Below are 12525 nucleotides of genomic sequence, written 5' to 3' on the forward strand. Positions count from 1 at the left end.
TTATTCAGCCCGCGCACGCACATGGATTGGCCCAAAGGCCTCATTCTGCACCAGCTCAACCAGGGATTCCTTGATCAACTCAAGCACCGCCATAAAGGTCACCACCACGCCTAGTTTGCCTTCTTCGGCGCTGAACAGGCTGACAAAGGGCACAAACGCGCCACCCTTGAGGCGTTCGAGCACTTCGCTCATGCGCTCGCGGGTCGACAGCGCCTCACGGGTGACCTGGTGGCTTTCAAACATATCGGCGCGGCGCAGCACCTCAGCCATCGACAGCAAAACCTCCTCCAGACTGACATCCGGCAACAGCTTGCGCGCCCGCGCTTCGGGCGCGTCCAGACGCGGCACAGTAAGGTCACGACCGACCCGGCTAAGGCCATCGATACCTTCTGCAGCGGCCTTGTAACGCTCGTATTCCTGCAGACGGCGGATCAGTTCGGCGCGCGGGTCGTCTTCCTCGGCTTCGACCTCACTGGAGCGCGGCAACAGCATGCGCGATTTGATCTCGGCGAGCATGGCCGCCATCACCAGGTACTCGGCCGCCAGTTCCAGGCGCACCGCCTGCATCAGCTCGACATAGCCCATATACTGACGGGTGATTTCCGCCACCGGGATATCCAGCACATCAATGTTCTGTTTGCGGATCAGGTAGAGCAGCAGGTCCAGCGGGCCTTCGAAGGCTTCGAGAAACACCTCCAGGGCATCCGGCGGGATGTACAGATCGAGCGGCATTTCAGTGACCGCCTGGCCATACACCAGGGCAAATGGCAGCTCCTGCTGGGCATTGGCCTGATCCTGGGGATGGCTCTCGGGATGTTCCTGGGCTGGCACGCTGGACATGGTCACTCTCGAAGGTAGGTTCAGCGGTAATTCAGGCCAAGGGCCAGGCGCACTTCACTGAGGGTTTCCCGCGCCTCGGAACGCGCGCGATCGGCGCCATCGGCGAGAATCTGCCGGACCAGATCAGGATTATCCTGATAATCCGCAGCACGCGCCTGCAGCGGCTGCAACTCCTGCTGCAGCGCCTCGACCAGAGGTGCCTTGCACTCCAGGCAGCCGATGCCGGCGCTGCGGCAACCTTGCTGCACCCACTCGCAGGTGGCATCGGACGAGTAGAGCTGGTGCAACGGCCACACCGGACAGTGTTGCGGATTGCCGGGATCATCACGATGCACCCGCACCGGATCAGTCGGCATGCGGCGGATCTTCTCCTCGATCGCCGAACCGCTGTCACGCAGGAAGATCGCATTATTGTTGGACTTGGACATCTTGCCGCCATCAAGCCCGAGCAGTTTGGGCGACTCGCCGAGCATGGCCTGCGGCTCAACCAGGAGAATCTTGCCGCCACCTTCCAGATAGCCATACAGACGCTCACGGTCACCCAGGGTGATGCTCTGCTGATCCTTGAGCAGCGCACGCGCGGTTTCCAGCGCCTCAGCGTCGCCCTGCTCCTGATAAGCCCGGCGCAGGTGGTTGTAGAGCGTCGCGGTTTTCTTGCCCAGCTTGATGATCGCCGCCTCGGCCTTTTCCTCAAAGCCTGGCTCGCGGCCATACAAATGGTTGAAGCGCCGCGCCACATCCCGAGCAAACTCGATATGTGCCAACTGGTCACCGCCCACCGGCACCACGCCAGCGCGGTACAGCAGGATGTCAGCGGCCTGCAGCAAGGGGTAACCGAGAAAGCCGAAGGTGCTCAGGTCTTTGCCGTGCAGCTGCTCCTGCTGTTCTTTGTAGGAGGGCACGCGCTCCAGCCAGCTGAGCGGACAGATCATCGACAGCAGCAGGTGCAATTCGGCGTGTTCAGGGACTTGCGACTGGATAAACAACGTCGCCGAGCTGGGGCTGACGCCGGCCGCCAACCAATCCGCGGCCATGTCCATGACCCGCTGGGACAGCGGGCCGACATCGTCGTAATCGGTGGTCAGCGCGTGTAAATCGACGATGCAGAAAAAGCATTCATAGGTGTGTTGCAGCTTCACCCAGTTCTTCAGCACGCCCTGATAATGCCCCAAGTGCAGCAGACCACTCGGACGCATCCCAGACAGCACGCGGCGTTCAGCGTCAACAAGACTCAAAACGGACTACCTGAATAATCGAAAGAGCCCGATTATATATAGCCAGGCTCAAAGGTCATCCGTAAAAGGCGACGGATCACCGCACCCCACCCGAAACACCTCAGGCTCATCGTCGGTCAGGCTGACCACGGTGGAGGCCTCCAGCCCACCGAAACCGCCATCGATGATCAGATCGACCTGGTGCTCCAGGATCTGGCGCATTTCATAAGGGTCGCTCATCGGCAGCGTTTCACCCGGCAGGATCAGGCTGACGCTCATCAGCGGCTCATCCAGCTCGGCCAGCAAGGCCATGGCAATCGGATGACTGGGCACGCGCAGACCGATGGTGCGGCGCTTGGCATGCAGCAGCATACGCGGCACCTCACGGGTGGCATTGAGAATGAAGGTGTAAGGCCCTGGTGTATGACTTTTGAGTAGGCGGAAGGCGGCAGTATCGACCTTGGCAAAGGTGCCGAGCTGCGACAGGTCGCGGCAGACCAGGGTGAAGTTGTGCTTGTCGTCCAGTTGGCGCAGGCGGCGAATACGCTCTACCGCGCTCTTGTCACCGATATGGCAGCCCACGGCATAGGAGGAGTCAGTCGGATAGATCACCACGCCGCCGTTGCGGATGATCTCCACGGCCTGCTTGATCAGGCGCGCTTGCGGGTTTTCCGGATGAATCTGGAAGAATTGGCTCACGCTTGGTCCCTGGTCAAAGTGCAGTAGGCTGCTGGACATGTTGAAACCGTGCCCACAAGGGCGGTAGATCCTCGGGCACCGGGCGATAGACACCCAGCTCAGACCACTGGCCGGGCGCGTGAAAATCACTGCCTGCGCTGACGAACATACCGAATTCCCGCGCCAGAATCGCCAGACTGCCAACCTGTTCGGCCGGCTGCATACCATTGACCACTTCCAGCGAATGCCCGCCTGCGCCAACAAAGTCGGCAATCAACTTGCGCCGCTTGGTACGCGTAAAGTCGTACTGCCAGGGATGCGCCAGGCTGACCCAGGCGCCTGCACGGCGCAGCGTATCCACAGCTTGCGCCAGTTCCGGCCAGTGCTGTTTGACGTCACCCAGCTTGCCCGAACCGAGCCACTTGCGGAATGCTTCGGCGCGATCCTTGACGTAACCGTTGAGCACCAGAAAGTCCGCAAAATGCGGCCGCGCCGGCGCATTGCCACTGTCGCCCAATTCCTGCTGCAAGGCCCGTGCGCCCTCTAATGCCCCTGGCATGCCCTTGGCTTCCAGACGCCTGGCAATTTCTGCCGCGCGCAACCAGCGCCCCTCGTGTAGATCTGCAATGGCCTGCTGCAGGGCTGGCGCCTCGCGGTTGAAGGCATACCCCAGCACATGGATGGTCGCACCACCCCAGGTGCAGGACAGCTCGATGCCATTGACCAGCTGTATACCCAGCGCTTGCGCCGCCAGCGCTGCCTCGTCCAATCCGTCGAGGGTGTCGTGATCGGTCAACGCCAGCAGACGCACACCCCGTTCGAATGCCCGCGCCACCACCACAGCGGGCGCCAGGGCGCCATCCGAAGCGGTGCTGTGACAATGCAAATCAACGTCCATAGGGGGCACTTTCCGAGTCATTTATGTTTGTTATTATGCCGGCAGATGTGGATTCTTGCTGGCTTGCACCAAGATTTACTCGACTTTGCCCGGACAGGCTGCTTTTCTCCCTTGGCGGCGACCTGTACCCAACACGTTTTTAAGGACTGAGATGCTCTACGCGATCATTGCCACCGATGTGCAAGACTCCCTGGACAACCGTCTGAGCGCCCGCCCGGCGCACTTGGCGCGCCTGGAACAACTGAAAACGGAGGGCCGCCTGATTCTCGCCGGGCCGCACCCAGCCGTCGACAGCAATGACCCAGGCCCAGCAGGGTTTTCCGGCAGCCTGATCGTCGCCGAGTTCGAATCACTGCTGGCCGCGCAGCAATGGGCTGATGCCGACCCCTACCGGGCCGCCGGGGTGTATGCCAGCGTCGTGGTGAAACCTTTCAAACTGGTCCTGCCTTGAAGCCATTCCTTCGTTGAACCACCCGATAACAACTAGAAGATAGGAGTTCCGATGCGTCCAGGCCCGCTGTTTCTGCTCTTGACCCTGTGCTTGCCGGCCACCATCCAGGCCGAGGAAATTCCGCCGCAACCACTGGCAGAAGCCACGTCGGTACAGGCGCAAATCGATGATCTGGAACAGCGCCTGGCACTGAGTGAAGAGCAGCGTGAAGCCCTCAGCGCAGAACTGCAAAGCACGACAGATGAGCGCGAGACCCTGCAACTGCAGCGTCTGCGCCAGGAAAATCAGCGCCTCAAGCTACAACTGAAAAAACTTCAAGCCAGCGCCCCGCCACCCCTGATCAGCGAACAGCAGATGTGGTACGCCATCGGTGCCGGCTCTACCCTGCTCGGGGTGCTCATCGGAGCCCTGCTGCGCCGCGGGCGCCGCTCGCACAGCGAGTGGCTTAACTGACCCATGAGCCGCCTGCTACTGATCGACGACGACGTCGAACTCTGCGAACTGCTGGCCAATTGGCTGACCCAGGAAGGCTTCCAGGTCAGCGCCTGCCACGACGGCAGCAGCGCCCGCCAGGCGCTGGACATATCCAGCCCGGACGCCGTCGTACTGGATGTCATGCTGCCTGACGGCAGCGGCCTGGAATTGCTCAAGCAACTGCGCAGCGACCACCCTGAACTGCCGGTGCTGATGTTGTCGGCCCGTGGCGAGCCGCTGGATCGGATTCTCGGCCTGGAGCTGGGGGCTGACGACTACCTGGCCAAACCCTGCGACCCCCGCGAACTCACCGCCCGACTGCGCGCCGTGTTGCGCCGCAGCCTGCCGACCAGTTCCAGCAGCCCGCTAGATCTCGGCGACCTGCATTACAGCCAGATACGCGGCACCGTGACCCTGGGCGAGCAGGACGTACTACTGACCCTCTCGGAAAGCCGCATCCTCGAAGCGTTGCTGCAACATCCAGGCGAACCGGTGGATAAACAAGTACTGGCGCAACTGGCCCTCGGCCGCAAGCTGACCCTGTATGACCGCAGCCTGGATATGCACGTCAGCAACCTGCGCAAGAAACTCGGCCCGCACGCCGATGGGCGCCAGCGCATCCTGGCGCTGCGCAGTCGCGGCTATTACTACAGTGCCTGAGCACTGCTTGGCTAAATCCACCGCGCCCCGCTCTTTACCGAAGCTTTACCTTGCCCTGACTGCCCTTGACCTTGACCGCCCTAGACTGGGCTCATCCGGTACTTACCGGTTTCAGACAAGGAGACACACCATGCGCAAGACCCTGACTGCTGTACTGCTCGCCATGACCCTGCCAGCCCTGGCCATGGCAATGCCCGAGGGCGGCCCACGCCACGGCGGCGAGCACGGCTCCCGTCTGTTTAAAGAGCTCGACCTGAGCAAAGAGCAACACCGCGAAATCCGCAAACTGATGGGCGAGCAGATGAAAGGTCGCCACGAGATCACCCAACGCTACCTGAGCAAACTGCCAACGGCTGAACAGAAAGCCATGCAGGATGAGCTGAAAGCGGCCGAGGGAAAGCAACACACGGCCATCCGCGCGCTGCTCAAGCCCGAGCAACAGAAAGCCTTTGACGAACACCAGCTGAAAATGAGCGAACGCCGTGCAGAAATGGCCGAGTTCCAGGCCTGGAAAGCCGAGAAGGACAAACAGGCCAACTAAGCCTGAAGCCATCCCACCACCGCCGAGCCACCGGGCTCGGCGGTTTTTTGCATGAGGAATAGCCGTGCGTTCACTGTTCTGGCGCATCTTTGCCAGTTTCTGGCTGGCGATCGCCCTGGTTGCGGGGCTGTCCATGCTGCTTGGGCGCATGATCAATCAGGACGCCTGGCTGCTCAGCCAGCACCCGGCCTTGGAACACTTTGCCGAAAAGTGGACACAGCGTTACGAGAGCGAGGGCCCGCATGCAGCCCAGGCCCTACTGGAGCAACGCAAACGCAAGTTTCGCATCGACGTGCAGGTGCTTGATGACAGTGGCCAGCCACTGGTCGAAGGCACCTTTCCACCACGAGCGGCGGCATTCGAAGCGCGTCACCGCAATGAAAAACGCCTGCCCTGGCGCCGCCTGAGCGCCGAGTACACCAGCCCGCAAAGCGGCGAAACCTACCTGCTGATCTACCGTATACCGCTGCCGGAGATTGCCGCCTGGCAACGCGACAGCCTGCTATGGCCGCTCAGCGCCTTGGGTATCGCCATGCTGGTATTGACCCTGTTCAGCCTCTGGCTGACGCTGTCGATTACCCGCCCGCTGAACCGCCTGCGCGGCGCCGTACACGACTTGGGACAAACGGCTTACCAGCAGAACAGCCTGGCACGGCTGGCCGAACGGCGTGATGAACTGGGGGTACTGGCGGCTGACTTCAACCGCATGGGCGAGCGCGTGCAGGGTTTGATCAGCAGCCAACGCCAACTGCTGCGTGACGTCTCCCACGAACTGCGCTCGCCGCTCGCGCGCCTGCGTATTGCCTTGGCCCTGACCGAGCGCGCCGACGCAACCGAACGTGAGAAATACTGGCCACGTCTGAATCAGGAATGCGACCGCCTGGAAGCGCTGATCAGCGAAATTCTCGCCCTTGCACGCCTTGATGCCGACCTTGGTGCAGCTCAGCCGGTCCAACTCGACGATCTGCTGCGCAAGCTGCAAGACGATGCTCAACTGGATGCACCAGACCAGCCACTCACCATACAGCTAGACCAAGACCTAACGCTCAGCGGCTGGCCGGATATGCTGCAACGCGCATTGGATAACCTGCTGCGCAACGCACTGCGTTTCAACCCGACAGATCAGCCGATCGAAATATGCGCTCGCCGCGAGGGCGAAATGCTGTGCCTGAGTGTGCGCGATCACGGCCCCGGTGTGGCCCTCGAACAGCTGGCCCATCTTGGCGAACCCTTCTTCCGCGCACCCGGACAAACCAGCAGCGGTCATGGCCTGGGGCTGGCCATCGCCCGCCGCGCTGCCGAACGGCATGGGGGTCAGCTTGAGCTGGAAAATCATGCGCAAGGCGGCTTCATCGCCACCTTGCGTCTACCGCTTACTCAGCCACAGGCCAGGCCCTGACAAAGTCACTGACCTGCACCTGGGGCACCGCGCGCAATTCGCGCTCCGGGGTGCCCAGGTAGAGGTAGGCAATCAGCTGTTCATCGGCCGCCAGGCCCAGACCGGCAGCCACCTGTGGGTTATAAGCCATATCACCGGTACGCCAAACCGCGCCGATACCCTGGGCATGGGCCGCCAGCAGGATCGCATGCGCTGCACAGCCAGCCGCCAGCACCTGCTCCTGCGCCGGCACCTTCACACTGGCCTGCACCCGCGCAATCACCAGCACCAGCAACGGTGCCCGTAGCGGCATGGCGCGCGCTTTGGTCAAGGCTTCAGGGCTGGCGTCGGCGGGTAAAGCGCTGGCAAACAGCTCGCCGAGCTGATTCAGCGCCTCGCCTTCCACGGTGAGAAAACGCCAGGGGCGCATTTGCCCGTGGTCGGGTGCGCGCAAGGCAGCGCGAAACAACAGTTCACGCTGAGCAGCATCAGGTGCCGGCGCGATCAGGCGCGGCGCGGAAACACGGTTAAGCAGCGCATCAAGAGCGTCCATCAGCCACCTCAACGATTTATACAGGTGAGCATTCTAGTGCTTGAGCGAGGCTGGCGGGTATCCGCAGGCTCAGGCGACCCGGTCCGGCGAGACACAGGGCATGATCGGTGGCGTCAGCGGCGGCAGACCATGAGCCTGGCGCGCGGCATCGCAGTGCGGATTATGTTCGCCGTTGGCCCATGACGCTTCAAACTCGCGGCAAGTACTCGAACGCTGCTCATACAGGGTGCAGCGCACACCCTGCCCTACTTCGCCCATCAATGCGTTGCAACGTGGCGGCTTACCTTCAGTGCCACGCATGGCGACACGGTGCGGGGTGATCAGCACCACCTGATCATCCGGCATCAGTCCGCCGGCCGATTGGCACTCACCCCAAAAGAACGACACACGAAAATAGGCGCAGCAGGCGCCACAATTCAAACAAGGATTGCTATCAGACATGATGGAAGGCTCAGAAACCGGCAAGGGCCGGCACCTGGCGGCTATTCTATGCAGTGCCAAGCGCTTGTAAAGCGCGCAATGCAGCAGCTGTACAGCGGCTTCAGCCCGCGTAGAATGACGCCCCTTTGCCCCATAGCCCGAGTTCGCCTCCATGTCATTGCCGACACTGCGCATCATCGCTTTCATCCTCGGCATTTTCCTGATCACCCTGGCCGTCAGCATGTTGATTCCCATGCTGACGCTGCTGCTCTATTCGCGCACGGATGACCTGGACGCCTTTCTCTGGTCGAGCCTGGTAACCGCCGTCGCCGGGATTGCCATGATCCTTCCCGGGCGCCCCAAGGAAGCACAGCTGCGCCCACGCGACATGTACCTGCTGACCACCTGCAGCTGGTTGGTGGTGTGCGTCTTCGCCGCGCTGCCGATGGTGCTGATTCACCATATCAGCTACACCGATGCCTTTTTCGAAACCATGTCCGGGGTGACCACGACCGGCTCCACCATCCTGGTCGGGCTGGACAAGGCCTCCCCCGGCCTGCTGATCTGGCGTTCGATGCTGCACTGGCTAGGCGGCATCGGCTTTATCGGCATGGCCGTGGCCATCCTGCCACTGCTGCGAGTCGGCGGTATGCGCCTGTTCCAGACCGAATCCTCCGACTGGGGTGAGAAAGTCATGCCGCGCTCACATATGGCAGCCAAGTACATTCTGCTGATCTACAGCGCTCTTACCTTGCTCGGTTTTTTGGCGTTCTGGATCGCCGGCATGACGCCCTTTGAAGCCATAAATCATGCGATGTCGCTTATCTCAACTGGCGGCTTTTCGACCTCGGACTTGTCGCTGGCCAACTGGCCCCAACCGGCCGTGCACTGGGTCGCGGTGGTGGTCATGATCTTCGGTAGTCTGCCCTTTACCCTGTATGTGGCAACCCTACGCGGCCATCGTCGAGCACTGTTCAAGGACCATCAGGTACGCGGCTTTCTCGGCTTTCTCGTGGTCACCTGGCTGGTGTTCGGCACCTGGCTGTGGCTGCACTCGGATAACAGTTGGCTGGATGCGTTCCGCATCGTTGCGGTGAACGTTACCTCAGTGGTCACAACCACGGGGGTTGCATTGGGCGACTACACCACCTGGGGCAGTTTCGCCGTACTGCTGTTCTTCTACCTGACCTTCGTAGGCGGCTGTTCGGGCTCCACCGCCGGCGGGCTGAAGATCTTCCGCTTCCAGGTGGCTTATGTGCTGCTCAAGGCCAACCTGCAGCAACTGGTGCACCCACGCGCGGTGATCAAGCAGCAGTACAACAACCACACCCTCGATGAAGAGATTGTTCGCTCGCTGATTACGTTCTCGTTCTTCTTCGCCATCACCATCGGCGTCATCGCGCTGGGCTTGGCGCTGATTGGTCTTGACTGGGTCACCGCCCTTACCGGTGCAGCGACAGCGGTGTGTAACGTGGGCCCGGGGCTGGGTCCGATCATTGGCCCTGCGGGTAACTTCTCGACGCTGCCTGACTCTGCCAAGTGGCTGCTGACAGTCGGCATGCTGCTGGGCCGCTTGGAGATTCTCACCGTACTGGTACTGTTCACCCGCGCATTCTGGCGGCATTGATGCTCACTGAACGCTAGGGCAAACGGCATGCCCTGACTCGTACCTAGACCTCTGGTCTACAGACATGGAACCACGTAGATGGCTTGGCCGACCTTACGGATCATCACGTTCATCAACGGCATCTTTCTGCTGACGCTGGCCATCAGCATGACCATCCCGATGCTGACCCTGGTGCTGTTTGGCCGAGCGCATGAGCTCAACGCCTTTCTCTGGTCAAGCCTGATCACCTTTATCGCCGGCATGGCGATGATTGTTCAGGGCCGACCCAAGGATCTACAGCTGCGTCCGCGCGACATGTACCTGCTGACGGTATCGAGCTGGATATTGGTGGGGCTGTTCGCCGCCCTGCCGTTTATGTTCTCCCAGCACCTGGGGCTGACCGACGCTGTGTTTGAGAGCATATCTGGCATCACTGCAACAGGCGCCACCGTGCTGGTGGGGCTGGACAGCATGTCGCCGGGCATTTTGATCTGGCGTTCATTGCTGCATTGGCTGGGCGGTATTGGCTTTATCGCCATGGCCGTGGCCATTCTGCCGATGCTGCGCATCGGCGGCATGCGCCTGTTCCAGACCGAATCCTCGGACCGCTCCGAGAAGATCATGCCGCGCTCGCACATGGTCGCCAAATACATGGTCGCGGCCTACGTCGGCATCAGCATCATCGGCTTCCTGGCCCTGTGGAGCGCCGGCATGGGTGGCTTTGATGCGATCAACCACACCATGTCGGCCATCTCCACGGGCGGGTTTTCCACGTCAGATCAATCGGTGGGCAAGTGGGCCGAGCCGGCCGTGCACTGGGTCATCATCGTGCTGATGATCCTCGGCAGCGTACCCTTTGTGCTGTTGGCGTCCATGCTGCGCGGCAACTACATGGCCCTGATCAGGGACCAGCAAGTGCGGGGCTTTCTGGCGATTCTGTTGAGTATTTGGCTGGTCTTGGGCACCTGGTACTGCCTGAGCACCGAGCTGCACTGGCTGGAAGCCATCCGCCATGTGGCCTTCAACACCACCTCGATCATGACCACCACCGGCTTTGCCCTGGGCGATTACACCCTATGGGGCGGTTTTGCCGGCATGCTGTTCTTCTATCTGGGCTTTATCGGCGGCTGCTCGGGTTCGACGGCGGGGGGGTTGAAAATCTTCCGCTTCCAAGTGGCTTATGTGTTGCTCAAGGCCAACCTGATGCAGTTGGTCCACCCGCGTGCGGTGATCAAGCAGCAGTACAACCGGCATAACCTGGATGAAGACATCGTTCGTTCGATTCTGACCTTCTCATTCTTCTTCACCATCACCATTGCCCTACTGGCCCTGGCTCTGACCCTCTGCGGTCTGGACTGGATCACCGCGCTCAGCGGAGCCGCCAGCACCGTCTCCGGCGTCGGCCCCGGCATGGGTCCGATCATTGGCCCGGCGGGTAACTTTTCCAGCTTGCCCGACACTGCAAAATGGCTGCTGACATTCGGCATGCTGCTCGGTCGCCTGGAAATTCTTACCGTGCTGGTGCTTATGCTGCCGGCTTTCTGGCGACACTAAGAATCTATTTACGATCTGCTGCGCGCCGGCCCTGCCGCGTTAAAAACAGAGCGGGATGTGGCGTCTCGAAATGCTCATGTCCAAGAACACACTCCGCTTCCTCGCCGTTTTGACCAGCCAGAGGCGGTTATTACTGTAGCGCCTCGCCCGGCTCTAGCTCGCAAGATCGTAAACAGATTCTGAACACCACGATGCATAGCTACAGACGCGCGCGGTACTCACCCGGTGTGCTGTCAAACCAGCGGCGGAAAGCGCGGAAGAAATTGCTCGGATCGGAAAACCCCAACAGGTAGGAAATTTCCAGCAGTGTGAGGTTAGCCTGGCCCAGGTACTGCCCTGCCAGCTCACGGCGGGTGTCATCGAGTAACTGCTGATAGCTGGTCCCTTCATCCTGCAGGCGTCGCTGCAAGGTGCGCTCGGACAACAACAGCGTCTGCGCCACAACTTCACGTTTGGGCTCACCCTGGGGCAGCAAACGACAAAGCACCTGACGCACCTGATGGGTCACCCGTGAGCCAGAAAACCGCGCCAGGTAGTCACCGGCAAAACGGTCATGCAACTGCGCCAGCGCCTCATTCGCCGACGGTAACGGTGCATCCAGGTCAGTGCGTTCGAACAACAGAGCATAGTGCTCGGCATTGAATTTCAGCGGGCACTGGAATACCGCCTCATACGGGGCCAGGTCGTCCGGCGCAGGCCCCATCAGACTGACCAGGCGTGGGCGCAGCGGTCTGCCGGTCAGCCAGCGGCAGAATGCCAGCGAGTACGCCAACGATGCCTCGGCACTTTGCCGCGCCGAGGGCAGGCGATCACCGTGAATCGCCAGGAGCATTTCATAGCCGTCGGCTGTGGGGTGGAAACTGAGGTCGGCGCCCTCCCCAATAATCCGCTGATAACGCACCAGACGAGCAAAACCCTCCTGCAGGTTGCGGCTGCTCATCACCGCATATCCCACCACATTGAATGAGGATGGCCGCAGGATTTTTGCCATATTCAAACCAATGGCCGGGTTACCAGAGGCTTCCACTGCCAGATGCCAGAGCCGAGTCATGGCATCCTGGGCGAAGCGTGCATCGGGATTGGTCAATGCGGCATAGTCGAGGCCCAGCTGGACAAACAAACGGCGGCAATCAACTCCGCCCAACTCCAGTGCCGCGACAATCCCCGAGGCCCAACTGGATGAAGTGGTACGTTCGCTCATGACGTGTTCTGTTCTTATTCTGAAGGGCGACAGAAGGATACTAAACTGGCACTGAAT

14 protein-coding genes are annotated in these 12525 nt (G+C 61.0%); 7 read left to right on the top strand and 7 right to left on the bottom strand.

The features are described from left to right. From OU997_RS01085 to OU997_RS01100, 4 genes are all read right to left on the bottom strand, one after another. On the bottom strand, positions 1-699 hold the full coding sequence (locus OU997_RS01085; protein WP_267809846.1) for a segregation and condensation protein A: 699 nt from the start codon (positions 697-699) through the stop codon (positions 1-3). A 161-nt stretch (positions 700-860) separates the two neighbouring features. Continuing rightward, positions 861-2075: a tryptophan--tRNA ligase gene (locus OU997_RS01090; RefSeq protein ID WP_267808609.1), complete on the bottom strand. Its 1215-nt coding sequence runs from the start codon at positions 2073-2075 to the stop codon at positions 861-863. Between the two features lie 48 nt (positions 2076-2123). Further along, positions 2124-2753: an L-threonylcarbamoyladenylate synthase gene (locus OU997_RS01095; protein ID WP_108487434.1), complete on the bottom strand. Its 630-nt coding sequence runs from the start codon at positions 2751-2753 to the stop codon at positions 2124-2126. 13 nt (positions 2754-2766) lie between these two features. Continuing rightward, positions 2767-3630 carry a PHP domain-containing protein gene (locus OU997_RS01100; protein ID WP_108487360.1) on the bottom strand — a complete coding sequence of 288 codons (864 nt, stop codon included), beginning with the start codon at positions 3628-3630 and terminating at the stop codon, positions 2767-2769. A 151-nt stretch (positions 3631-3781) separates the two neighbouring features. Here OU997_RS01100 and OU997_RS01105 point away from each other — a divergent pair, with 151 nt between their 5' ends. The 5 genes from OU997_RS01105 to OU997_RS01125 all read left to right on the top strand — a co-directional run bounded on the left by OU997_RS01105 (position 3782) and on the right by OU997_RS01125 (position 7155). Then, positions 3782-4081 carry a YciI family protein gene (locus OU997_RS01105; RefSeq protein WP_108487359.1) on the top strand — a complete coding sequence of 100 codons (300 nt, stop codon included), beginning with the start codon at positions 3782-3784 and terminating at the stop codon, positions 4079-4081. A 51-nt stretch (positions 4082-4132) separates the two neighbouring features. Beyond that, the gene (locus tag OU997_RS01110) at positions 4133-4534 is read left to right on the top strand and encodes a translation initiation factor 2 (RefSeq protein ID WP_108487358.1); all 402 of its coding nucleotides are present in this window, start codon (positions 4133-4135) and stop codon (positions 4532-4534) included. Positions 4535-4537: 3 nt separating this feature from the next. Beyond that, positions 4538-5215 carry a response regulator transcription factor gene (locus OU997_RS01115; protein WP_267808612.1) on the top strand — a complete coding sequence of 226 codons (678 nt, stop codon included), beginning with the start codon at positions 4538-4540 and terminating at the stop codon, positions 5213-5215. Between the two features lie 130 nt (positions 5216-5345). After that, on the top strand, positions 5346-5756 hold the full coding sequence (locus tag OU997_RS01120; protein ID WP_267808614.1) for a Spy/CpxP family protein refolding chaperone: 411 nt from the start codon (positions 5346-5348) through the stop codon (positions 5754-5756). A gap of 64 nt (positions 5757-5820) precedes the next feature. Then, complete coding sequence (locus OU997_RS01125; protein ID WP_108487355.1) at positions 5821-7155, top strand: sensor histidine kinase; 1335 nt, start codon at positions 5821-5823, stop codon at positions 7153-7155. On the opposite strand, the gene OU997_RS01130 is transcribed toward OU997_RS01125, so the two are convergent. Together OU997_RS01130 and OU997_RS01135 are read right to left on the bottom strand one after the other, a co-directional pair. Continuing rightward, a complete protein-coding gene (locus tag OU997_RS01130; RefSeq protein WP_108487354.1) occupies positions 7130-7687 on the bottom strand; it encodes a nitroreductase family protein in 558 nt (185 codons plus the stop codon). The two genes, OU997_RS01125 and OU997_RS01130, sit on opposite strands and share 26 nt — an antisense overlap. A 69-nt stretch (positions 7688-7756) precedes the next feature. Beyond that, positions 7757-8128: a YkgJ family cysteine cluster protein gene (locus OU997_RS01135; RefSeq protein ID WP_108487353.1), complete on the bottom strand. Its 372-nt coding sequence runs from the start codon at positions 8126-8128 to the stop codon at positions 7757-7759. A 151-nt stretch (positions 8129-8279) separates the two neighbouring features. Here OU997_RS01135 and OU997_RS01140 point away from each other — a divergent pair, with 151 nt between their 5' ends. Together OU997_RS01140 and OU997_RS01145 are read left to right on the top strand one after the other, a co-directional pair. Further along, on the top strand, positions 8280-9734 hold the full coding sequence (locus tag OU997_RS01140; RefSeq protein WP_108487352.1) for a TrkH family potassium uptake protein: 1455 nt from the start codon (positions 8280-8282) through the stop codon (positions 9732-9734). Positions 9735-9812: 78 nt separating this feature from the next. Further along, positions 9813-11267: a TrkH family potassium uptake protein gene (locus tag OU997_RS01145; protein WP_108487351.1), complete on the top strand. Its 1455-nt coding sequence runs from the start codon at positions 9813-9815 to the stop codon at positions 11265-11267. Positions 11268-11466: 199 nt separating this feature from the next. Here OU997_RS01145 and OU997_RS01150 read toward each other — a convergent pair whose 3' ends face one another. Continuing rightward, positions 11467-12468: an AraC family transcriptional regulator gene (locus OU997_RS01150; protein WP_267808618.1), complete on the bottom strand. Its 1002-nt coding sequence runs from the start codon at positions 12466-12468 to the stop codon at positions 11467-11469. Positions 12469-12525 lie beyond the last annotated feature (57 nt).

It is taken from the genome of Pseudomonas sp. SL4(2022) (genome assembly GCF_026625725.1).
GTDB lineage: Bacteria > Pseudomonadota > Gammaproteobacteria > Pseudomonadales > Pseudomonadaceae > Aquipseudomonas.

What these genes read in the sequence shown, in the direction of transcription:
- OU997_RS01100 (WP_108487360.1), bottom strand. Translation starts at nt 3,630, where the DNA reads ATGGACGTTGATTTGCATTGTCACAGCACCGCTTCGGATGGCGCCCTG.
- OU997_RS01105 (WP_108487359.1), top strand. Translation starts at nt 3,782, where the DNA reads ATGCTCTACGCGATCATTGCCACCGATGTGCAAGACTCCCTGGACAAC.
- OU997_RS01110 (WP_108487358.1), top strand. Translation starts at nt 4,133, where the DNA reads ATGCGTCCAGGCCCGCTGTTTCTGCTCTTGACCCTGTGCTTGCCGGCC.
- OU997_RS01115 (WP_267808612.1), top strand. Translation starts at nt 4,538, where the DNA reads ATGAGCCGCCTGCTACTGATCGACGACGACGTCGAACTCTGCGAACTG.
- OU997_RS01120 (WP_267808614.1), top strand. Translation starts at nt 5,346, where the DNA reads ATGCGCAAGACCCTGACTGCTGTACTGCTCGCCATGACCCTGCCAGCC.
- OU997_RS01130 (WP_108487354.1), bottom strand. Translation starts at nt 7,687, where the DNA reads ATGGACGCTCTTGATGCGCTGCTTAACCGTGTTTCCGCGCCGCGCCTG.
- OU997_RS01135 (WP_108487353.1), bottom strand. Translation starts at nt 8,128, where the DNA reads ATGTCTGATAGCAATCCTTGTTTGAATTGTGGCGCCTGCTGCGCCTAT.
- OU997_RS01140 (WP_108487352.1), top strand. Translation starts at nt 8,280, where the DNA reads ATGTCATTGCCGACACTGCGCATCATCGCTTTCATCCTCGGCATTTTC.
- OU997_RS01145 (WP_108487351.1), top strand. Translation starts at nt 9,813, where the DNA reads ATGGCTTGGCCGACCTTACGGATCATCACGTTCATCAACGGCATCTTT.
- OU997_RS01150 (WP_267808618.1), bottom strand. Translation starts at nt 12,468, where the DNA reads ATGAGCGAACGTACCACTTCATCCAGTTGGGCCTCGGGGATTGTCGCG.